The organism is Enterobacter ludwigii, from assembly GCA_023023105.1.
Taxonomy (GTDB): Bacteria; Pseudomonadota; Gammaproteobacteria; order Enterobacterales; family Enterobacteriaceae; genus Enterobacter; species Enterobacter adelaidei.
Map to the genome: position 1 here is coordinate 1,423,617 of CP083824.1, position 21,730 is coordinate 1,445,346.

The 21,730-nt window shown below is 52.1% G+C and carries 22 protein-coding genes and 4 pseudogenes; 12 read left to right on the plus strand and 14 right to left on the minus strand.

Annotation, left to right across the window (positions count from 1 at the left end; all coding sequences use genetic code 11):
* Positions 1 to 8: 8 nt before the first annotated feature.
* Positions 9 to 821, minus strand: a pseudogene (locus LCD46_06700) (Cof-type HAD-IIB family hydrolase).
* Positions 811 to 2,025: an MFS transporter gene (locus LCD46_06705; GenBank protein ID UOY72002.1), complete on the minus strand. Its 1,215-nt coding sequence runs from the start codon at positions 2,023 to 2,025 to the stop codon at positions 811 to 813. The pseudogene LCD46_06700 and the gene LCD46_06705 overlap by 11 nt, the downstream one beginning before the upstream one ends.
* Positions 2,026 to 2,106: 81 nt before the next feature.
* On the opposite strand from LCD46_06705, the gene LCD46_06710 reads away from it, so the two are divergent.
* Positions 2,107 to 2,658, plus strand: coding sequence for a TetR family transcriptional regulator (locus tag LCD46_06710; GenBank protein UOY72003.1), 552 nt, complete (start codon positions 2,107 to 2,109; stop codon positions 2,656 to 2,658).
* Here the strand turns inward: LCD46_06710 and LCD46_06715 are convergent.
* From LCD46_06715 to LCD46_06740, 6 genes are all read right to left on the minus strand, one after another.
* Positions 2,655 to 3,425, minus strand: coding sequence for an SDR family oxidoreductase (locus LCD46_06715; protein UOY72004.1), 771 nt, complete (start codon positions 3,423 to 3,425; stop codon positions 2,655 to 2,657). The genes LCD46_06710 and LCD46_06715 overlap by 4 nt on opposite strands.
* Positions 3,426 to 3,543: 118 nt before the next feature.
* Positions 3,544 to 3,975, minus strand: a complete 432-nt coding sequence (arsC, locus tag LCD46_06720) for a glutaredoxin-dependent arsenate reductase (GenBank protein UOY72005.1) — start codon at positions 3,973 to 3,975, stop codon at positions 3,544 to 3,546.
* Between the two features lie 12 nt (positions 3,976 to 3,987).
* Positions 3,988 to 5,277 (minus strand): arsenic transporter, encoded by a 1,290-nt coding sequence (locus LCD46_06725; GenBank protein UOY72006.1) that lies wholly within the window; start codon positions 5,275 to 5,277, stop codon positions 3,988 to 3,990.
* A 40-nt stretch (positions 5,278 to 5,317) separates the two neighbouring features.
* Entirely contained in the window at positions 5,318 to 5,638 is a 321-nt protein-coding gene (locus tag LCD46_06730; protein UOY72007.1) for a metalloregulator ArsR/SmtB family transcription factor, read from the minus strand.
* A 223-nt stretch (positions 5,639 to 5,861) separates the two neighbouring features.
* Positions 5,862 to 6,341 (minus strand): type VI secretion system tube protein Hcp, encoded by a 480-nt coding sequence (hcp, locus tag LCD46_06735; protein ID UOY72008.1) that lies wholly within the window; start codon positions 6,339 to 6,341, stop codon positions 5,862 to 5,864.
* A 221-nt stretch (positions 6,342 to 6,562) separates the two neighbouring features.
* Entirely contained in the window at positions 6,563 to 7,318 is a 756-nt protein-coding gene (locus LCD46_06740; GenBank protein UOY72009.1) for a hypothetical protein, read from the minus strand.
* Between the two features lie 237 nt (positions 7,319 to 7,555).
* On the opposite strand from LCD46_06740, the pseudogene LCD46_06745 reads away from it, so the two are divergent.
* Together LCD46_06745 and LCD46_06750 are read left to right on the plus strand one after the other, a co-directional pair.
* A pseudogene (locus LCD46_06745) lies at positions 7,556 to 7,789 on the plus strand (replication endonuclease).
* 120 nt (positions 7,790 to 7,909) lie between these two features.
* Entirely contained in the window at positions 7,910 to 8,566 is a 657-nt protein-coding gene (locus LCD46_06750; GenBank protein ID UOY72010.1) for a hypothetical protein, read from the plus strand.
* Between the two features lie 27 nt (positions 8,567 to 8,593).
* On the opposite strand, the pseudogene LCD46_06755 reads toward LCD46_06750, so the two are convergent.
* The 5 genes and pseudogenes from LCD46_06755 to LCD46_06775 form a co-directional block, all read right to left on the minus strand.
* A pseudogene (locus LCD46_06755) lies at positions 8,594 to 8,913 on the minus strand (ogr/Delta-like zinc finger family protein).
* Positions 8,910 to 9,248, minus strand: a pseudogene (locus LCD46_06760) (phage portal protein). Before LCD46_06760 ends, LCD46_06755 begins: the two co-directional pseudogenes overlap by 4 nt.
* A gap of 259 nt (positions 9,249 to 9,507) precedes the next feature.
* The gene (locus LCD46_06765; protein ID UOY72011.1) at positions 9,508 to 10,410 is read right to left on the minus strand and encodes a hypothetical protein; all 903 of its coding nucleotides are present in this window, start codon (positions 10,408 to 10,410) and stop codon (positions 9,508 to 9,510) included.
* 158 nt (positions 10,411 to 10,568) lie between these two features.
* Positions 10,569 to 11,387 (minus strand): abortive infection family protein, encoded by an 819-nt coding sequence (locus tag LCD46_06770; GenBank protein ID UOY72012.1) that lies wholly within the window; start codon positions 11,385 to 11,387, stop codon positions 10,569 to 10,571.
* 248 nt (positions 11,388 to 11,635) lie between these two features.
* Positions 11,636 to 13,321, minus strand: coding sequence for an aspartate:alanine antiporter (locus tag LCD46_06775; protein UOY72013.1), 1,686 nt, complete (start codon positions 13,319 to 13,321; stop codon positions 11,636 to 11,638).
* 273 nt (positions 13,322 to 13,594) lie between these two features.
* On the opposite strand from LCD46_06775, the gene LCD46_06780 reads away from it, so the two are divergent.
* On the plus strand, positions 13,595 to 13,966 hold the full coding sequence (locus LCD46_06780; protein ID UOY72014.1) for an inner membrane protein YbjM: 372 nt from the start codon (positions 13,595 to 13,597) through the stop codon (positions 13,964 to 13,966).
* Positions 13,967 to 13,996: 30 nt separating this feature from the next.
* On the opposite strand, the gene LCD46_06785 is transcribed toward LCD46_06780, so the two are convergent.
* Complete coding sequence (locus LCD46_06785; GenBank protein ID UOY72015.1) at positions 13,997 to 14,266, minus strand: GrxA family glutaredoxin; 270 nt, start codon at positions 14,264 to 14,266, stop codon at positions 13,997 to 13,999.
* Positions 14,267 to 14,450: 184 nt separating this feature from the next.
* Between LCD46_06785 and nfsA the strand changes: the two genes are divergently transcribed.
* The 8 genes from nfsA (at position 14,451) to LCD46_06825 (ending at position 21,730) form a co-directional block, all read left to right on the plus strand.
* Positions 14,451 to 15,173, plus strand: a complete 723-nt coding sequence (gene nfsA, locus LCD46_06790) for a nitroreductase NfsA (protein UOY72016.1) — start codon at positions 14,451 to 14,453, stop codon at positions 15,171 to 15,173.
* A 69-nt stretch (positions 15,174 to 15,242) separates the two neighbouring features.
* Positions 15,243 to 16,145: a 30S ribosomal protein S6--L-glutamate ligase gene (gene rimK / locus LCD46_06795; protein ID UOY72017.1), complete on the plus strand. Its 903-nt coding sequence runs from the start codon at positions 15,243 to 15,245 to the stop codon at positions 16,143 to 16,145.
* Positions 16,146 to 16,208: 63 nt separating this feature from the next.
* A complete protein-coding gene (locus tag LCD46_06800; GenBank protein UOY72018.1) occupies positions 16,209 to 16,685 on the plus strand; it encodes a YbjN domain-containing protein in 477 nt (158 codons plus the stop codon).
* 351 nt (positions 16,686 to 17,036) lie between these two features.
* Complete coding sequence (gene potF / locus LCD46_06805) at positions 17,037 to 18,149, plus strand: spermidine/putrescine ABC transporter substrate-binding protein PotF (protein ID UOY72019.1); 1,113 nt, start codon at positions 17,037 to 17,039, stop codon at positions 18,147 to 18,149.
* A 102-nt stretch (positions 18,150 to 18,251) separates the two neighbouring features.
* Positions 18,252 to 19,385 (plus strand): putrescine ABC transporter ATP-binding subunit PotG, encoded by a 1,134-nt coding sequence (gene potG / locus LCD46_06810; GenBank protein ID UOY72020.1) that lies wholly within the window; start codon positions 18,252 to 18,254, stop codon positions 19,383 to 19,385.
* A 10-nt stretch (positions 19,386 to 19,395) separates the two neighbouring features.
* Positions 19,396 to 20,349 carry a putrescine ABC transporter permease PotH gene (potH, locus tag LCD46_06815; GenBank protein UOY72021.1) on the plus strand — a complete coding sequence of 318 codons (954 nt, stop codon included), beginning with the start codon at positions 19,396 to 19,398 and terminating at the stop codon, positions 20,347 to 20,349.
* Positions 20,346 to 21,191 (plus strand): putrescine ABC transporter permease PotI, encoded by an 846-nt coding sequence (gene potI, locus LCD46_06820; protein UOY72022.1) that lies wholly within the window; start codon positions 20,346 to 20,348, stop codon positions 21,189 to 21,191. The genes potH and potI overlap by 4 nt, the downstream gene beginning before the upstream one ends.
* Before the next feature lie 20 nt (positions 21,192 to 21,211).
* The gene (locus LCD46_06825; protein UOY72904.1) at positions 21,212 to 21,730 is read left to right on the plus strand and encodes a YbjO family protein; all 519 of its coding nucleotides are present in this window, start codon (positions 21,212 to 21,214) and stop codon (positions 21,728 to 21,730) included.

The window sequence follows — 21,730 nt, forward strand, 5'->3', positions numbered from 1 at the left end:
GCACGCTATCAATTAAACGGCGCCTCTCCGTTCAACACCTTCTCAATCACGTTTAAAACCCCTTCCTCGTTATTATGCGGTGCTTCAAAGCGCGCCACCGCTTTAATATGCGGTCTGGCATTTGCCATCGCAAAGCTGAACCCGGACTGGCGCAACATCTCCACGTCATTACCGCTATCACCAAAGGCCAGCACTTCACTGTCGTCTATGCCCCAGCGCTTTTGCAGTATCCGCAGACCATTGGCTTTATGTACGCCTGGGATGATCAGGTCTATGCTGCCGTGCCCGGTCGTGACGGGCACCATGATGTCACACAGTTTTTCATGCAGCAGCGCCTGTATACGCGGGATTTCATCGTCAGACACGTTAAGCCCAAACTTGAAGAAAATATCGTTCAGGTTGTCGAAATCACTCACCATTTCGAGGCGGTGGTAGTATTTCGCCGCGATCTCCTTAAAGCCCTCGTCATAGCATTTCAGCGTATACGCGCTACTTTTCCCGCAGGCGATGATCTCAATGCCCGGAACGTCGTTTAAGACGTTTGCGACGGTCTCGAAATGGGCTTTCGACAGTTCACCGTTAAAGACATCTTCCCCTTCGCTCACGACCCAGCCACCATTTTCGGCGACAAATGCAATTTCATGCGCGATCTCCGGGAAAAAGGAGATCAGCTGGTATTACTGGTTGCCGCTGGCGACGGCGAAGCGAATGCCTTGCGCCTTCATGCGCGCATACTGGGCCAGAAAACGCGGGCGATTGTAGGTTTTTGCATCGCTCAGGAAAGTGCCATCCATGTCGACGGCGATCAGTTTAACGCTCATATCCCTTCTCCAGTGTCGTTTGATTCGTTTCCGGCTTTGCCACCGCGCGTGCCACCAGCGCTGCGATGATGACCAGTCCTAACACCACCAGCATGGCGCTGCGCAGCCCGTAGTGCTCGCCGAGGAAACCGAGCAGTGGCGGCCCGACCAGGAAAGCGAGGTAGCCCGTGGTCGCCACCACGCTGACGCGCGTTGGGGCATCCGGGCCGGTATCGCTGGCGGCCGAAATGGTCAGCGGGAAGCCGAGTGATGCACCCAGCCCCCAGAGGATGACCGACACGCCGGCAATCCAGTCCACATCCACAAAGATGATCATCGCAATTCCCAGCCCTCCGAGCTGAGCACTGGCGCGAACCACCGCCACGCGGCTGTAGCGATCGATAAACCAGCCGCCGGTAAAGCGCCCTACGGTCATCCCCAGCGTAAACCCGGCGTAGATCAGCGAGCCGGAGGTCGGGCTAAAGCCGTGGCCGTCCACCATCAGCAGCGGCAGCCAGTCGTTGGCGGAACCTTCTGCGAAAGCCATTGCCAGCACCACCACGCCGATCAGCATCAGTTGAATATCGCGGTAGAAAGGCAGCCCTTTTTCCGCAGAATGTTGTTCATCAGAGGAGTTCTTACCAGTGCCGTCAGGGATTGCCCGGATGCCGGTCAAAATCGGAATGATACAAACCAGTGCTGCCAGCAGGATATGCAGATTCGCAGTGACGCCAAAGGCCGTCAGCGCCATCCCCACGCCCGCACCGGCCAGCGTGCCAAGGCTGTAAAAGCCATGCATCATCGGCAGCACGGTTTTGTTCATCTCGCGCTCGACCGCCGCCCCTTCAACGTTTATCGCCACTTCCGCCGAGCCGAAGCTGCCGCCAAATATTGTCAGCCCCAGGGCAAACAGAACCGGTGAGGCAAACCATAGCGCAACGCTCAGTACCCCCATCCCGAACACGGCAAAGCACATGGTGGTGCGGATCACCGCCCGTGTACCAAAGCGCTTCACCAGCCACGCTGAGCAAAGAATGCCGCTCATAGAGCCTATCGACAGACCGAACAGCACAATACCCATCTCGGCAGTAGAAACGGACAAAATATCGCGAATGGCGGGGGTACGCGTGGCCCAGGAGGCCATCAGCAGGCCGGGAATGAAGAAGAACATAAACAGCGCCCACAGGCGCAGCTGCAGGGCTTTGCGGGGAGAGGTCAGCGTCATTGGTGTAGCACCAGAAGTACAACAATAGCGACAACACTAGCAAGTTTGTGTACATTTGTACACAAACCACGTGAGGAATTTATGAGCAGACCACCGAACGATCCGCATCGACGGGAGAAGATCCTGAAGGCAACGCTCGATACTATTGCCGAACACGGGATTCACGCCGTCACGCACCGTAAAATCGCCACCTGTGCAGGTGTGCCGCTAGGTTCGATGACCTACTATTTCGACGGTATGGAGCCGCTGCTGGAGGAAGCTTTCACGTGGTTTACCCGGCAGATGTCGCAACAGTACCGGGATTTCTTCGCGGGCGTCACCGGGCCGGAAATGGCGTGTGAATCCATCACCACGCTGATCCACAGCTCACAGGTGACGACGCCGCACAACATGGCGCTGATGTATCAGCTCTACGCCTTTATGCACCGCAGCGCGGCGCTCAAAACGGTGATGCAGGACTGGATGAAGATGAGCCAGACCACGCTGGAGCAGTGGTTTGACCCGGTTACCACCCGTGCGCTGGATGCGTTTATTGAAGGGATGACGCTGCACTATGTCACCGACCGGGCACCATTAACCCGGGAGGAGATCCGGGTTATGGTGGGCAGAATTGCGGGCGAGGGCGGCTGCTAGGTTGCGCCCGCGGTCATATTGACGGTAGTTCCCGTGATGGCGCTTGCCGCATCTGAGGCCAGAAACGTAATCGTGTCTGCTACCTGTGCCAGCGTGGGCAGGTGATGTGTCAGGGTACTTTGCGCGGCACCACCGAGAAACTGCTCGACCGTAATTCCCATCTCCTGCGCCTTAGCGGCGAAAATGGCACCGACATACGAACCTGCCTGCACCGCGTCGGCAATCGCGTGCGAACGCACGCACACGACGCGAATATTTTTAACGCCCAGTTCTGCGGCAAGCGCCCGGGTAAACGCTTCTGTTCCCGCGCAGCCAACGATATGTCCCAGGTGCCCGGAGATCGCCATATTCGCGGCGGGCGCGACGACGGTAATCAGGGTTCCGCCATGTTCGCCGCCCATGCGGGGTGAAACAGCTTTGGCGATGTTAAAGTACGCGGTCAGGAAGGGATCAAAACCCTGCCTGAATTCGCTAAGGGCTAATGCGTCAAGGCGTTTTCCCTGATCGTGCATAAAGCCCGTGGCGTTGACGACAATATCAATGTGGGCAAACTCAGGAAGCTGCGCGAACTCATCCAGCGCATCGAAAATAAATGTGCTGGCAGACCCGCCTGCGTTGCGAATGCTGTTGGCAACGTGTTCCAGCCTGGTAGAGGTGCGTGCAGCGAGGTGCACTTCAGCCCCCTCACGCGCCAGAGCATGTGCCACAGCGCTGCCGATGGCGCCACTGCCGCCGAAGATGACCGCGATTTTGTTTTTAAAGCCCATATCCGCATACCCTCACCAGACTTAACCCTCAAAAGTATGTGCCGGGTTTCGGCTGATGCAACTCAGCCGGTAGGTGGGGTATGCCGCATGCAAGCCTTACTGCGCCATTATCAATGGGTTACTTTTGTGAGATTTTTTTCCCGCTGGCATCAACGACGGCTTCGCCATCCTCTTTCGTAAATGCCCCTTTTTGCGCGTCAGGCAGGATGTCGAGGACGACTTCAGAAGGGCGACACAGGCGAGTGCCCAGCGGCGTCACGACGATCGGACGGTTAATCAGGATCGGGTATTGCAGCATGAAGTCGAGCAGCTGTTCGTCGGTGAATTTATCTTCGGCCAGGCCGAGCTGTTCATAGGGCTCCACGTTTTTACGCAGCAGATCCCGAACAGAAATCCCCATATCGGCAATCAGAGTGGTCAACTTCTCGCGGGACGGTGGGGTTTCCAGATAGAGGATAATCTCTGGCTCCGTGCCGCTGTTGCGGATCATCTCCAGCGTGTTGCGCGAGGTACCGCAGGCGGGGTTGTGGTAAATGGTGATGTGGGTCATATCAGTGGCTCATTACAGTGTGAAGGAGAGACGTAGCGCCAGCGCGGCGAGCGTCACAAACAGGACCGGCAGCGTCATAATGATACCCGTCCGGAAATAGTAACCCCAGGTAATCGTCATGTTTTTCTGCGCCAGTACATGAAGCCAGAGCAGTGTCGCCAGGCTGCCGATAGGTGTGATTTTCGGCCCCAGATCGCATCCAATCACGTTGGCGTAAATCATCGCGTCCTCGATCAACCCAGTTGCCGTGCTGCCGTCAATAGAGAGCGCGCCAATCAGCACCGTGGGCATATTGTTCATTATGGATGACAGGAACGCGGTGATGAACCCGGTTCCCAGCGTAGTCGCCCATAATCCGTATCCGGCCAGGCTATTCAGTACGCCTGTGAGAGAGTCCGTCAGCCCGGCATTGCGCAGGCCATACACCACCAGATACATCCCCAGCGAGAAGATGACGATCTGCCACGGTGCGCCGCGCAGCACTTTTCCGGTGTTTATCGCATGTCCGCGTTTTGCGACAGCGAATAAAATCAGCGCACCGACGGTCGCAATGGCGCTGACCGGAATACCGAGAGGTTCGAGCACAAAGAAGCCGACCAGAAGAAGGAGCAGGACGATCCAGCCCGTTCTGAACGTCGGGAGATCGGTAATAGCGCGCGCTGGCTCCCGAAGTTTCGACAGGTCATATTCCGGGGGAATTTCCTTGCGAAAGAACAGATGCAGCATCACCAGCGTGGCGGCAATCGCGGCGATATCAACCGGGATCATCACCGAGGCATATTCGCTGAACCCCAGCGTGAAGAAATCGGCTGACACAATGTTGACCAGGTTAGAGACAATCAGCGGCAGGCTGGCGGTATCGGCGATAAACCCTGCCGCCATCACAAACGCCAGCGTTGCCTGCTTGCTGAACCCCAGCGCCAGCAGCATAGCAATCACGATAGGCGTCAGGATCAGCGCCGCACCGTCATTGGCAAACAGCGCCGCAACCGCCGCGCCGAGCAGCACGATATACGTAAAAAGCAATCTCCCCCGGCCGTTCCCCCAGCGGGCGACGTGTAGCGCAGCCCATTCGAAAAAGCCAGACTCATCCAGCAGCAGGCTGATGATAATGACGGCGATAAACGTGGCCGTCGCGTTCCAGACGATATTCCAGACCACCGGAATATCATTAATGTGGATCACACCGCTGACCAGCGCCAGCACGGCACCAATGGTCGCGCTCCAGCCGATACTCAGTCCCCTTGGCTGCCAGATAACCAGTACCAGCGTAAACAGAAAAATTGCCCCTGCCAGAAACATTGCTTACTCCATCATATCTGTTTTTGTGAATGTGTATTGATTAGCACGAACCCGGAAGTCTGTTTTTCAGCTTCTCACGCGTCTCTTCCCGCAGGCAGTTCCAGCTGTTGTCGATAATGGTTGCCGCCCATGCAGGCATGTGGGGGGATAAACGGTAATGGATCCATTTCCCTTCCCGGCGATCGATAACCAGCCCGGACTCTCGCAGCAGCGCCATGTGGCGGGAGACTTTCGGCTGCGACTCGGTGGTCGCGGAGCAGAGATCGCAGACGCACAGCTCGCCCGCTTCGCGGAGCAGCATGATGATGGAGAGCCGTGTTTCGTCGGAGAGGGTTTTGAAGAGTTGGAGCGGGTGGAGCATTCGGCCATCCTGAATGTTTTTTATCATATGCATTAAATCATATATGTCTATGGCTGGAGAGAGAAGAGGGAAAAGCAGGAAGGATAGAAAAAAATCCGGGGGGCTTGTAGAAGACCAAAATAGTCTTTATGGCTTGCCTGGACCACCCCTGACAGTCATGGGAAAGAAACCGTCCCCTGGAACGGTTCCTTTTTATCTGCTCACTTTCAACGTACTTCTGTGCTCAGGCGCAGCAGCGATCGTTCCAGGTGTCACGGAAGATGATATTCCCCTCAGTGTACTTCCAGGAAATGGCTTCATAACGCAATTCGAGCGTTTCAAGATGGGTGCTGCTCATCCCGTTAGGGGTTAGGAAGGGTGCCACAGTCGTGAACTTAACGTTTTCCATCACGATATTGAAATATTCGACTTCGATACCGGACGTCAGAATACGGTACATCTTAATAACCCCCTTCTTCATAACTCGCCCTTCACACACGGCACGGTAAAGAAGTGGGGTAGTCTGATCAAATTCTTTGACTATCGTAATTGGGTGATGGACGCGCGTGCCGGTGAGCTTGCCCCAGCTTGGGTCAACCGGAATGGTTACGCCGTGGGAGAACGATTTCAGTTCTATGGAACCAAGACGGGTGGGCATCATGCAGCTACCGACAATTGGCGAGCCGTTCTCGTCCTCAAGCCAGAGATGTGCGGGTGTAGACATGTCATTTCCTTATTAGTAAACGTGAAGCTTTTATGGTCCTCAATGCCATATCCAGTAAGCCAGCCCCAGTGTGACCAGGTAAAACAGGAGGATGAATCCTTGGCTAACCTCAGGGAAATAAACGTCAAGGACATAGCCAAAAATGAACGTGAGGATGATGGGTATATAGGTCCAGAAGAAAAACTGGGCCTGAGATTTGAACCAGCGTCTTAGAAAGCTCATTAGTGCCTGCCCATGAGCTTAAGGATCGTGTCAGCAGCATCATAAGGGCTTTGACTGTCAGCCCATTGCTGGGTTAGTACGCCTGCTCGCATAAACGCAGGTTCCACCAGGAAATACATCATTTCCAGTTCTCGCAGGTACAACGCTTGATAGTAGGCGGGATGCATCACTTGCAAGCGGTGAGCGCTGTCAACGGCCTTTTGCACAATCCCGTATATCCCCAACCCGCCAATAGCCGCGCCCGTTAATCCTGAAACGACCTTTAACCCTGAAGGTGGGAGGGTCACATAGAGGCAAATAGTCGATGCAACGCCTGCAGAGAATGAATACGAGGTTAGCGTGCTGGTGGATATGTGAACGTTCGCGCGCATTAGAGCATGCTTTATCGCTGATAATTCTTCCGGTGAATAATTCTTAACCAGCTCCTCAACGTACGTGTTGATTAGGTCAAAGACGATGTTCCAGCGAGAAACGAGGTGGAATATGCCTTTTCGAAAGCGAGCGTCCTCCAGGTTTTGTCTGGTGCATACATCGTAATATTCATCAGTAAAGCAGGAAGTGTAGTACAGCAGGCGTTGGGCACCGGCCCCTATATTACTCAGGTTGCTCTTTACCTCTTCACCTACCGCGCGTACCGCCTGGTCCAGCTTCATGGCCAGTACTTTTTGGCTCTGAAGCTGGCGGATGATCTCTTCAGAATGGTACATGCCTACCGGCCTCGCGCTTAAGCTCAATTGAGCGATCTTTTGCTGCATTCCCTAATACCGGCATTTCCATTACCGAGCTTGAAAATCGCATCCCTATCCCCTCCATAGTAGGTTTCTATCCGCTCCAGATTATTCTCGTCGCTTGTATGGAAGTTCAAAACAGATCATGTTTATGAAAAACACGGGATTTTTAGGATAATGACTTGATATTTTTTAACCTAAATAGGATTTATCGGGAGTTTAAAGTGAGAATAGATGAGTTCAATTTAGAGTGATGCATTCTAAAACCCGGCCATTCGTTGTTGCGAACTGATTGTACGTATGCGTGGGTTTAAAGATATCGCCAATGAACAGGGGCTGGCTGGCGAGTTTTACACAATCACTGCGCTTTCACGTTATCACGCTGTACACAGTAAGGGCGGCTTTGTGTCTCAGTGGAACGGATTAAGCCCACGGGACACGCAGCGTTATTTATGCAACGTCTGGGCAAAATCACGCGCAGCGATCTCCCGTGCCGGGTGTCGCTTTTGCTAATAAATAATTGATAGGGGGAACATTTCCCCCAAACTGAAGTTGTTGCAATTAAATTGTTATTGGGGTAGATATTATCCAATAACTATGTTGGTTATGAGGGATGAAATGGATTTTTTAAATAATCTGAAAGCGATAGTATCGGTTTTGGGGACTGTTATTATTATAATCAATGTTATCAAATGGCGAGATTTTGAGTTTAATAAACCATTTAATAATTTCTCAAAACGAAGCTTGTTTGCATATGAACTGTTTGCAAAGACAGGCCGCAAAAAATTTGAGAGATTAGGTTATGATTTTGGGGTTATTGCATTTCTGGGAAATACGAACCTTAAGCCATCTCAGCGGGACAGAGTTCTTGAGGTTTCTGATCCTGTTAGGGCTATTGAATCGTTCAAAAAATGCAGACGATTTGTAGAAGTTAATGAAAAGGGCATTTCATTATTTGAATGGAAGACGAAGCGATATAGAAATGTTGCGTACAGGAAATTTTTAAAAACAATATGTATTGCAATCTATTTTGTTTTTATAATGACAATCCCGATGTTAGTTGTTTATTTGATTAACTTTGAGTCTGAGCTTGTGACGAAACTTATTAAAGGAATGGATGCGAAGTTATTTATTGCTCTTTGCTTAGTGACTGGTGAGTTTTTAATTATAGGTTTTTTAGCGCTATCTAAGGCTTCAAGCATTGCAGCAGCTGAAAGATTGATAAAAGAAAATATGCAAGCCAGTGATATGATATTGACTCATTTATCAAATTAACTGGCTGATAAAATGGAAGTCGAAGCACTATACCGCTGGTGCTTTCAGTAAGTCTAGCGCCATTTGTTTTTGTGCGGGTGAGGGATGATTCAGAAGAGGCTGAACTATCACATCTCCAGTTTTAGCGCTGGGGCTGAGGGTATGGGAAAACGTCAAATTCATAACAAAAGCGCGCCCACACTCCACATCTGCACAGGCACAGTAAATATCAGCAATCTGTCGGTGCTTCCGGTTAGTCTTGCGAATCACAGCCTTTGAGTCACATTCAGGCATTCAATTTTCAGGACTCTCATATTTCGCTCTCCAGCTGTTAAATAATGCCTGGATTTTAGCCTTTTTTGTCTCATGCTGCACCCTTCTCCGTTGTTTCCATTGCAAAATACAGATGCAGGTTGGGCGAGATTTCCGGATCGCTGTTGATGGCCATCGCAAGGCGGCGTTGAATGTGCAGCACTTCATTCTTTTTGTAGGTTCGCTCAACCTTCTCCGGGTCGCCCAGTCCGGCAGTGTTCTGCGGAACTATACCTGCCAGTCCGGCCGGAAAACGGTGTGCGTTCAGAATGTCCTAGGCGCTGATGTTTTTCACGCTCGCAAACTCATCTTTGGCCGAAATATCCCCCATCCCAATAAACTTGATCGCGTCCCGGTCGCCGCTAGGGATGTTTGTAAGCATCCCGGTAAACCGAAACTGAAAAGATTGAAAAGAATTTCAGTGTTTTTCACATTTATGGATCTGTGCTGGATCTAATAAAATGCGTAATAATATGATAATAAAGGTATTTTTATGTTTTATGTGAAAAAAGAAGATCAAATTTATGAGGTGAGAAGCTCATGGAGAACCCGCAGGGTGAGAACTGGCGCGGGTTTTCGATTGGACAAGAACTTATGAAAAACTGAAAAGATTAACAGTGTCAGAATACACATGATTTTATGGTGGCATGTTAGGAATGTAGCTGGCCAAGACGTTTCAAAGCCCGCTCTTCATTAAAATTACCGAGTATGTAACTTCTAATCTCTGCGCCAAATTTCTCATGAACGTAGGGGTAATGATGCTCGTCAATATAAAATTGTATATTGCAGTTATCAATGAATTCACCTGGTTCGTATATTTCATTTTTAATGACAGGTTGATAGTTGTACCTGTTTTGATAACTAACAAAAGGAATGTTGAATATATGCTCTTCATCAAAGGTGCGATCTTGAAAATTCTTCATCAACATTTTAAGCCCATCAGGGTTGAAATCAAATAAGTCATCAACTTCTTTTCGATGTTTGAATTCAAATAATTGGCTGATTACTTTTTTATATGATGGGTTAATAGTGCAGAAAGTGTTTTTTTTATCTAGTCGGTGAAGTGGTAATATAATATTGCTTTCAAGAAGGCCCATGAATGCCTTATTGTGTTCAGAATCACTATATGGCTCCAGAACAATTGTGCAATCACTTTTATTAAGCTTTAACATTATATTTTTGGCTTGAAATGAATAGTCATTAAAGCTACTTTCAAATAATTCTAGTTTCTTGCGATCGCTTATCTCTTTTTCTGCCGATTGTTTTTGACGGTCTAATTTATTCTTTCTGAGTTGTATTCTGTTTTTGGTAGAACTGTAAATGAAGTCTACTGAGTTGAACAGAATGGAAGATGTCAAAGCACCAATTGAAAAACCAATTACTGTAATTAATCCTAATGATAATTCGCTGGGTAGCTTAAATGGGGTCAGCATTGGTGCAATAAAAACCCAACAGTAAATAATCGAACCAGAGATTATCAGCAGCCTGAGTGACGATCTAAATGAAACAAGGTTTGTTAAGTGCGTAAGAACCGTTGCTAAAGGGTCAGCCATTGAGTCCTCCTCAGTTTGTAACAAGAATTATTAAGCATCAGGGCTATGGCGCACAGAGTGTCATACATCACAAACGGATAAACCGTGTGCAACACTTTTGTGTCACTCATTTCTTAGCCATCAAAAACTTACTTGAATGCGTAGGTTTATTCAAAGTATCACGGGCTTTTTTGTTTCTGTTCATCCCAAGATTCGAGAATGAACATAGTCAAAGTATGTGCAGCATTTATAGCTAATCTGGCGTGGCGAGGCTTTAAGTTATAGATTTTTCTTCCGGCTCCGTGAGCTGAACTTGCGTGAGTTCGTAGGGCACCAATCCCATCAGTCAACGAATAGAGGCCACTAAGAATGCGTTTGAGGTCTTCATCTTCAACTGCTTTAGTATCAAGCCCTAAAGACTCTCGAACAACTTTCCATAGTCCCTGTAGATCTTGCTTGGCTGGAATCTGAAGTTTTTCATCGTCAATATATACTTTGAAGGTCGATTCCATAATGTTACAGGCTGCGGATACTGCTTCTCTCGGATCAGTGTGGATATTCTCAAGTACCCTGGAAAACTCCATCTCTACAGCGGGAATGTTGCGTTTTCCAATTGCCTCTTTTAGGGTGACAGAGGTTATCGATGCTCCATCAGAAATATGTCCGCCAGTCAGATATCGCAATCCATATCGACCAAGCAAATCAGTCATTTTTTCGGCAAAGTCAACCTTGGGTTGTTCCCAACCGAATATGCTGCCTTTAGGCTGATCTGCTTCCATGTAGCCTTCTATCAATCTGCCAAGGATTGCTAATGGGTCGTCACATTCTTTGTTGATTCTTCTCAGCCATTCCTGTGCTTTCGCCGCTTTCGCTAAATCAGGAGCATCGCCAGGTGCATCAGCGTACATGAACAAACTGTTCATGGTTGCGTGAGTTTCGACTGAGCCCATATGGTCAGATAAAACCGAAATAACTGGCTGTGGAATTTGTCGTCCCATATAGACTCCATCAACGTGCTTACGCGCCGCCGCCATTTGGCTTTAGTGAAAGGTTGTAAGTTTTTGATTTTCAGGGGGTAATATAGCAGGCAACAAAAAACCCATCAACCTTGAACCAAAACGGCGGGGTTGATGGGCTCCACAAATTGGGGACATCAAAGAAAAGCAGTGGCACTAGTTATGACTGCCCCCTGATCAAAAAGTTCTGCGCATAACGAAAATTTTTTCTTTATGCGCAAACTTAGGAGTTATCCGAGTCCAGGCCAGATGATAATGATCAGCGTACCTGCCAGCGTCAGCAGTACGTTAGCGATAGCGTAAGTGCCCGCATAGCCCAGCGCCGGGATGTTACTGCGTGCGGTGTCACTGATAATTTCCATGGCTGGCGCACAGGTACGAGCACCCATCATTGCTCCGAAGAGCAGGGCGCGGTTCATGCGCAGCACGTAGGCGCCGAACAGGAAACAGATGACAACCGGTACCAGGCTGACGATCAGTCCGGAAACTAACATTTGCCAGCCGACGGCACCCAGGCTGTGGCCAATGCCGCTACCCGCGCTTAACCCGACACCCGCCATAAAGACCATCAGGCCGAACTCTTTCACCATATTCAGCGCGCCCTGCGGAATGTAGCCAAAGGTCGGATGGTTCGCTCGCAGGAAGCCCAGCATGATCCCGGCGAACAGCAAACCGGCGGCGTTACCGATGCCGAAGCTAAAGTTGCTGAACTGGAAGGTGATCATCCCAATCATCAGGCCTACGATAAAGAAGGCGCAGAAGGCCAGCAGGTCGGTGACCTGGCTGTGAATGGAGATAAAGCCGATACGGTCGGCAACGGTTTTCACGCGGCGGGCGTCGCCGCTGACCTGGAGCACGTCGCCTTTATTGAGTACGACGTTGTCGTCGATAGGCATCTCAATCTGGCTGCGGATCACGCGGTTGAGGAAGCAGCCGTGGTCGGTCAGCTTCAGCTGCGCCAGACGGCGGCCAACGGCATTATGGTTTTTCACCACAATCTCTTCGGTGACGATACGCATGTCGAGCAGATCGCGGTCGAATACCTCTTTACCGTTACGGAAGCTTGGGTCAAGACGGGCGTGAGCATCCGGGTAACCCACCAGTGCGATATCGTCGCCCATCTGCAGCACCGCATCGCCGTCCGGGTTCGCCAGAATGCCGTTACGTCGAATGCGTTCGATATAGCAACCGGTTTGGCGGTAAATGCCCAGCTCGCGAAGATTTTTCCCGTCTGCCCATGCCACAAGTTCTGGCCCGACGCGGTAGGCACGGATCACCGGGAGATAGACTTTACGTTTGGAATCGGTATCCAGGCCGCGCTCGCGGGCGATTTGCTGGGCGCTGGTCTGTAGATCCTGGTGTTGCAGTTTCGGCAGGTAGCGCGCGCCCACAATCAGGCTCACAAGACCGATCAGATAAGTCAGGGCATAGCCCAGGCTCAGGTGGTCGAGGGCGGTAGAGAGTTGTGCTCCAGCCATGCCGGAATGGCGCAGGGTATCACCTGCACCGACAAGCACTGGCGTAGATGTCATCGAACCTGCCAGCATACCGGCCGTTAACCCGATATCCCAGCCAAACAGTTTACCCAGCCCTAACGCGATCAGCAGTGCGCTACCGACCATGACCAGCGCCAGCATCAGATAATTTTTGCCGTCGCGGAAGAAAATTGAAAAAAAGTTGGGACCCGCTTCCACACCAACACAAAAAATAAACAGCATAAAACCTAAGTTGAGCGCGTCCGTGTTAATGCTGAAATGCTGCTGACCTAATATTAATGATACGACTAAAACGCCAATGGAATTACCAAGTTGAACCGACCCCAGGCGCAATTTACCCAGGCAAAGGCCCAGCGCGAGTACAACAAATAATAACAGGATGTAATTCCCATTTAACAAGTCTGCGACGTTTATATTCACGGAGGCTAACTTCTTGTTTACCAGTAAGTTGTTGAATGAAAGGGCTTTTTGGGCTACTGTTTTCTGGGTCAGGGAAAGGCGTTAACGCTCCCTGTTTCCTGCTTTATTCCCTAAAACATTAGCTGGCGTGTAGTTTAATCGTATTAGCTACTGACAGCTACTGATTATCGCATCACCCTGTGCGTACTTTGGCAAGGATTGCCGCATTGCTTTATCTGACTGGGCGTCTACCCGACGAATGTGTATTTGATAGAGATAAGTCAGGAGGATTGTTTGAACATTAAACGAAACTGGGCGGGGGTGATCAGCTGCTTTTTGCTGTTCACGGTCGTGTGCATGTCGCTTGCTTTTAATGTGAAAGGGGCATTCAGGGCGTCGGGTCATCCGGAGCTGGGTTTACTCTTTTTCACTCTGCCGGGCGCGGCCGCCAGCTTTCTCTCCCGTAAAGGGGAGGTGGTGAAACCGCTATTGGGTGCAATGCTTGCAGCACCACTGTGTCTGCTGCTGATGCGCTTGCTGTTTATTCCAGTGAGAAGTTTCTGGCAGGAGCTGGCGTGGTTGCTGAGCGGTGTGTTCTGGTGCGCTCTTGGCGCATTGTGCTACTTGTTTGTGCGCAGCCTGATACACCGGCGGCACCCGAAATAAAAACGCCCTCAAGGTGAGGGCGCTTGGGTATTACTGCTCAGCAAACAGGCCAAGATGCTCTTTGGCGTAAGCTTCAAAATCTGTGCAACCGCCGATGTGTTTCTGATCGAGGAAGATCTGCGGGACAGTTTCAACCGGCTTACCGACGGTTTTTTCCAGATCGGCTTTCGTGATGCCTTCCGCGTGAATATCAACGTAGCGGAAGTTGAAATCATCGCGCTCTGCGGTCAGTTTCTCAGCCAGCTCTTTCGCGCGCACACAGTAAGGGCACCCTGGACGACCAAAAATTACTGCAAACATTTCTCTCTCCTCAAAAAACAAGCCTGACGGCGAATAACATATATAGTGCCCGATAACCTGCCGCCATTAAAGAAGGTTTCGCCTGTCGCTTTGATACAGTCAGGCTATGTTTCGCCAATTACACTGTGACAATCATTGCCTATACTGGCTGCCATGCGAATTAAGCAAGACAAAGAGAGACAAAATGACGCCAACCATAGACCTGCTCACATCCCACCGTTCCATTCGCCATTTTACCGATGAGCCGATTACCGAGGCGCAGCGCGAAGTCATTATTAACAGCGCAAGGGCGACCTCCAGCTCCAGCTTCCTGCAGTGCAGCTCTATTATCCGCATTACCGATCCGGCCATGCGGGAACAACTGGTCACGCTTACGGGCGGACAGAAGCATGTGGCCCAGGCGGCGGAGTTCTGGGTGTTCTGCGCCGACTTTAACCGTCACCTGCAGATCTGCCCTGAGGCCGAGCTGGGGCTGGCAGAACAGCTGCTGCTGGGCGTGGTGGATACCGCGCTGATGGCGCAAAACGCTTTTACGGCGGCGGAATCGCTGGGGTTAGGCGGTGTCTACATCGGCGGCCTGCGTAATAACATCGAAAGCGTCACCGAACTGCTGAAGCTGCCAAAACACGTTCTGCCGCTGTTTGGCCTGTGCCTCGGATGGCCAGCGGATAACCCGGATCTGAAGCCGCGTATTCCTGCCGCCATGCTGGTGCATGAAAATCACTATCAACCTGTCGATCAGGATGTCCTCGCGCAATACGATGAAGAACTGGCGAACTACTATATGACGCGCGGCAGCAATAACCGCCGCGACACCTGGAGTGACCATATTCGTCGCACCATCATCAAAGAAAACCGTCCGTTTATTCTCGATTATCTGCATAAACAGGGCTGGGCGACGCGATAGTCCATTCCTCCTGCGCCTGCCTGCGTATATGATATGCAGGCTTTTTCCATGTCTTTAGAGAGGTGCAGGGTGAAAATTGCCATTTTGTCCCGGGATGGAACGCTCTATTCATGTAAACGTCTGCGAGAAGCGGCGGCGAAACGCGGACATCAGGTTGAGATCCTCGACCCAATGTCCTGCTATATGAACATTGATCCGGCCGCCTCGTCGATTCACTACAAAGGCCGCAAGCTGCCGCATTTTGATGCGGTGATCCCCCGCATCGGCTCCCAGATAACCTATTACGGCACCGCCGCGCTGCGCCAGTTCGAGATGCTGGGCAGTTATCCGCTCAATGAATCCGTCGCCATCTCCCGCGCCCGCGATAAGCTGCGCTCGTTACAGCTGCTCGCCCGGCAGGGGATCGATCTCCCCGTTACGGGGATTGCCCACTCACCGGACGACACCAGCGATCTCATCGATATGGTGGGCGGCGCACCTTTGGTGATCAAGCTGGTGGAAGGCACGCAGGGCATTGGTGTGGTGCTGGCGGAAACACGCCAGGCGGCAGAAAGCGTCATTGATGCTTTCCGGGGGCTGAATGCCCACATCCTGGTGCAGGAGTACATCGAAGAGGCCAAAGGGCGCGACATTCGTTGCTTCGTGGTGGGGAACGAGGTGGTAGCGGCCATAGAGCGCCAGGCAAAAGAGGGCGACTTCCGCTCCAACCTGCACCGTGGCGGCGTTGCGCGGGTGGCGGATATCAGTGAGCGTGAGCGGGAAATTGCGGTAAAAGCCGCGCAAACCCTGGGGCTGGACGTGGCGGGGGTAGACCTTCTGCGGGCAACGCGTGGACCGCTGGTCATGGAAGTGAATGCCTCGCCGGGGCTGGAAGGCGTGGAAAAAACCACAGGGGTCGATATTGCGGGTAAAATGATCGCATGGATCGAGCGTCATGCGACGCCCGGCTACTGTCTGAAAACGGGCGGTTAAATGGAATTGAACCCACTTTTTGCGTAATCTATGCGAAGTATTTATTAAAGAGGCTGCACAGCGATGGATTTACAGGTCGTTCCAACACTGGATACGTTACGTCAATGGCTTGATGATGCCGGGATTACGTTCTTCGAATGCGATTCCTGCCAGGCGCTGCATCTGCCTCATATGCAGAATTTCGATGGCATTTTTGATGCCAAAATCGATCTCATTAACGACGTGATTCTTTTCTCTGCGCTGGCTGAAGTGAAGCCGTCTGCGCTGCTGGCGCTGGCCTCCGACCTGTCGGCCATCAATGCCAGTTCTTTGACCGTGAAGGCATTTCTCGACATACAGGATGATAATCTGCCAAAACTGGTCGTTTGCCAGTCTTTATTCTCCGGTGCCGGGCTGTCGTTCAAACAGTTCTCATGGTTTATGCGCTTGAGTGAAGAGCAAATTTCCATGGTAATGATGGAAGCCAATGCACATCATCTGCTGTATAGCGCGGAAGATGATGCAGAGAATAATGATGCATCTCCCAATTTTCTTCACTAAGCCTGTCTGACTTTTGCGCAGTCGCTGCCATAGCGGCTGCAGAAGACCATTTTTTCTGCTGCTTTTAACCTTTCTTTAAAGAATTTTTCACCTCCCTCAAGGCCGTTTCGGCTTATCACGTAGACATAACCTGCATAAAAAATTGATAAAAGGCGTTTTTTCGTCTGGGCTATAGCCGGAGACACGGGCTACAGTTATTCTTGCGATGCTTAAAAAAGCGAGCGGAAGCTGCCGGGTAAAGAGGTTTCTTTTTATTTTAGGCAGAGCGACAAACTATGCATGATTATTGCATATCTTCAGATTGCACAGTTTTAGTTCGTTTGTTAACGAGCTTTCAGAAGGAATAAAGATATGATCGCCTTGAATAAAAAATGGTTATCGGGTCTGGTTGCGGGTGCTCTGATGGCCGTCTCTGCCGGCACGCTCGCTGCGGAACAAAAAACGCTGCACGTTTACAACTGGTCTGATTATATTGCGCCGGACACGGTCGCCAATTTTGAAAAAGAGACCGGGATTAAAGTGGTCTACGACGTTTTCGATTCCAACGAAGTGCTGGAAGGAAAACTGATGGCGGGCAGCACCGGGTTTGATCTCGTGGTGCCTTCCGCAAGCTTCCTGGAGCGTCAACTTACCGCAGGCGTCTTCCAGCCGCTGGATAAGAGCAAGTTACCAAACTGGAAAAACCTTGACCCGGACGTCCTTAAGCTGGTTGCGAAGCACGACCCTGATAATAAATACGCCATGCCTTATCTGTGGGCGACTACCGGTATCGGCTACAACGTCGATAAAGTCAAAGCGGTGCTGGGCCCGGACGTCAAGCTGGACAGCTGGGACGTGGTGCTGAAGCCGGAAAACCTTGAGAAGCTGAAAAGCTGCGGCGTCTCCTTCCTCGATGCGCCGGAAGAGATTTTCGCCACCGTGCTGAACTATCTGGGCAAAGATCCAAACAGCAACAAGGCTGACGATTACACCGGCCCGGCGACCGATCTGCTGCTGAAGCTGCGTCCAAACATTCGCTACTTCCACTCGTCCCAGTACATCAACGACCTGGCAAACGGCGACATCTGCGTCGCGATTGGCTGGGCGGGCGATGTGTGGCAGGCGGCGAACCGCGCGAAAGAAGCGAAAAACGGCGTGAACGTTTCCTATTTCATTCCGAAAGAGGGGGCGCTGGCGTTCTTTGACGTCTTCGCGATGCCTGCCGATGCGAAAAACAAAGATGAAGCCTATCAGTTCCTCAATTACCTGATGCGTCCTGACGTCATCGCCCATATCAGTGACCACGTCTACTACGCGAACGGTAACAAGGCTTCCGTGCCGCTGGTCAGTGAAGAGATCCGCAATAATCCGGCTATCTATCCGCCTGCGGATGTGTTCGCCAAGCTGTTCACCCTGAAAGTTCAGGATCCAAAAATTGACCGCGTACGTACCCGTGCGTGGACCAAGGTGAAAAGCGGTAAGTAATTACCCGTGAGTTGTAGGCCGGGCAAGCACAGCGCCCCCGGCAACAGGCGCACCGTTATGGTGCGCCTGCACCATGATTTGATTTCTGCCGGAGAGCACCCCGTGAATGACGCGATCCCCCGCCCGCAGGCGAAAGTCCGTAAAGCGCTGACCCCGCTTCTTGAAATTCGTAACCTCACCAAATCTTTCGATGGCCAGCATGCCGTGGACGACGTCAATTTGACGATCTACAAAGGTGAAATTTTTGCCCTCCTGGGAGCATCAGGCTGCGGTAAGTCGACCCTGCTGCGTATGCTGGCCGGTTTTGAACAGCCCACTGCCGGGCAGATTGTGCTGGATGGCGTGGATCTCTCCAGCGTACCGCCGTATCAGCGCCCGATTAACATGATGTTCCAGTCCTACGCGCTGTTTCCGCACATGACGGTGGAGCAGAACATCGCCTTTGGTCTGAAGCAGGACAAACTGCCGAAAGCCGAAATTACCGCGCGTGTGGCCGAGATGCTGAGCCTGGTTCACATGCAGGAGTTCGCGAAGCGTAAACCGCACCAGCTCTCTGGCGGTCAGCGTCAGCGTGTCGCCCTGGCCCGCAGTCTGGCAAAACGTCCAAAACTGTTGCTGCTCGACGAGCCGATGGGGGCGCTGGATAAAAAACTGCGCGACCGTATGCAGCTCGAAGTGGTGGATATCCTCGAACGTGTGGGGGTGACCTGCGTGATGGTGACTCACGACCAGGAAGAGGCAATGACCATGGCCGGGCGTATCGCCATCATGAACCGTGGGAAGTTCGTGCAGATTGGCGAACCGGAAGAGATTTATGAGCACCCGACTACCCGCTACAGCGCGGAGTTCATTGGCTCGGTCAACGTCTTCGAAGGGCTGCTGAAAGACCGCCAGGAAGATGGCCTGGTCATTGAATCACCGGGGCTGCAACATCCGCTTAAGGTCGATCCGGATAACTCGGTGGTGGATAACGTGCCCGTCTACGTCGCGCTGCGCCCGGAGAAAATCATGCTCTGTGAGGATCCCCCTGCCGATGGCTATAACTTTGCCGTCGGTGAAGTGGTACATATTGCCTACCTGGGCGATCTTTCCATCTACCATGTGCGTCTGAAAAGCGGACAGATGCTCAGCGCTCAGTTGCAGAACGAACATCGCTATCGCAAGGGGCAGCCGACCTGGGGTGACGAAGTGCGCCTGTGCTGGGATGCTGACAGTTGCGTTGTGCTGACGGTATAAGGAGCGGCCCATGAGTACACTAGAACCTCCAGCCCGCACAGAAAAAACGGGTGGTTTTGCGAACTGGCTGGCGCGTATGCAGATGAACCACGGTCGCAAGCTGGTGATCGCCATGCCATACGTGTGGCTGATCCTGCTGTTCCTGCTGCCGTTCCTGATTGTTTTCAAGATAAGCCTCGCAGAAATGGCGCGGGCGATCCCGCCTTATACCAACCTGCTGGACTGGGCCGACGGACAGCTCACGCTGACGCTTAATCTCGGCAACTTCCTGCAGCTGACGGACGATCCGCTCTATTTCGAAGCGTATTTACAGTCGTTACAGGTGGCGGCGATTTCGACGATCTGCTGTCTGGTGATGGGCTACCCGCTGGCCTGGGCCGTGGCGCACAGTAAGCCGTCGACGCGTAACATTTTGCTGTTGCTGGTGATCCTGCCGTCGTGGACCTCGTTCCTGATCCGCGTTTACGCCTGGATGGGGATCCTGAAAAATAACGGTGTACTGAATAACTTCCTGATGTGGCTCGGAGTTATCGATCAGCCGCTGACGATCCTGCACACCAACCTCGCTGTCTACATCGGCATTGTTTACGCCTATCTGCCGTTTATGGTGCTGCCGATTTATACGGCGCTGACGCGTATTGATTACTCGCTGGTGGAAGCGTCGCTCGATCTCGGCGCGCGCCCGTTGAAGACCTTCTTCAGTGTGATCGTCCCGCTGACCAAAGGCGGGATTATTGCCGGGTCGATGCTGGTCTTTATTCCGGCGGTGGGGGAGTTTGTGATCCCGGAACTGCTCGGCGGGCCGGACAGCATCATGATTGGTCGCGTGCTGTGGCAAGAGTTCTTTAATAACCGCGACTGGCCGGTGGCGTCTGCGGTGGCAATAGTGATGTTACTCCTGCTGATCGTGCCGATCATGTGGTTCCACAAGCATCAGCAGAAACAGATGGGAGACCACGGATGAACAACTTACCGGTAGTGCGCTCCCCGTGGCGAATTGCGATCCTGGTGATTGGCTTTACCTTCCTGTATGCGCCGATGCTGATGCTGGTGATCTACTCCTTCAACAGCTCCAAACTGGTGACGGTCTGGGCTGGCTGGTCGACGCGCTGGTACAGCGAGTTATTCCACGATGATGCGATGATGAGCGCGGTGGGGCTGAGCCTGACGATTGCTGCGCTGGCCGCAACCATGGCGTCGGTGCTGGGGACCATCGCTGCACTGGTGATGGTGCGCTTCGGGCGTTTTCGCGGTTCGAACGGCTTTGCTTTTATGATCACCGCCCCGCTGGTTATGCCGGACGTGATCACCGGTCTGGCGTTGCTGCTGCTGTTCGTGGCGCTGGCGCATGCCATCGGCTGGCCGGCGGATCGCGGGATGCTCACCATCTGGCTGGCACACGTCACTTTCTGTACCGCATACGTGGCGGTGGTGATCTCCTCGCGTCTGCGCGAGCTGGATCGCTCCATTGAAGAGGCGGCGATGGATCTTGGTGCGACGCCGCTGAAGGTCTTTTTCATCATCACCCTGCCGATGATTATGCCAGCGGTGATCTCGGGCTGGCTGCTGGCGTTTACCCTGTCGCTCGACGATCTGGTTATCGCCAGCTTTGTTTCTGGCCCGGGGGCGACGACGCTGCCGATGCTGGTCTTCTCCAGCGTGCGCATGGGGGTGAACCCGGAAATCAACGCCCTGGCCTCGATTATTCTTGGCGTGGTCGGAATTGTCGGATTTATCGCCTGGTATTTGATGGCGCGCGCGGAAAAACAGCGTGTGCGTGATATCCAGCGTGCAAGACGCGGCTGAAGGATTTAAAATTTCCAGTGATGTGCCGCGTACGACGCGGCACTGTTTTTCAGGGAAGTAAAACATTGGGATTATTAAAGAAATCACGTCCTACGCACGCTCGTCCAAATGTTCCTGCGCTGGTTCAGGTGGCGGCGCTCGCCATTATTATGATCCGCTGCCTGGATGTGCTGATGATTCTGAACACCCTGGGCGCGCGCGGCATTGGTGAATTTATTCACCGCAGCGTGCAGACGTGGAATCTGACGCTGGTCTTTCTGAGCAGCCTGGTGCTGGTGTTTATCGAGATCTACTGCGCCTTTTCGCTGGTGAAAGGGCGCAACTGGGCGCGCTGGGTCTATCTGCTGACGCAAATTACCGCCGCCAGCTATCTGTGGGCCGCCTCGCTGGGATATGGCTACCCGGAGCTGTTCAGCATTGCCGGTGAATCCAAACGCGAAATCCTGCGCGCGCTGTTTATGCAAAAACTGCCGGACATACTGGTGCTCTTTTTACTCTTCGTTCCGGCCTCCAGTCGGAGATTCTTCCGCCTGCAATAA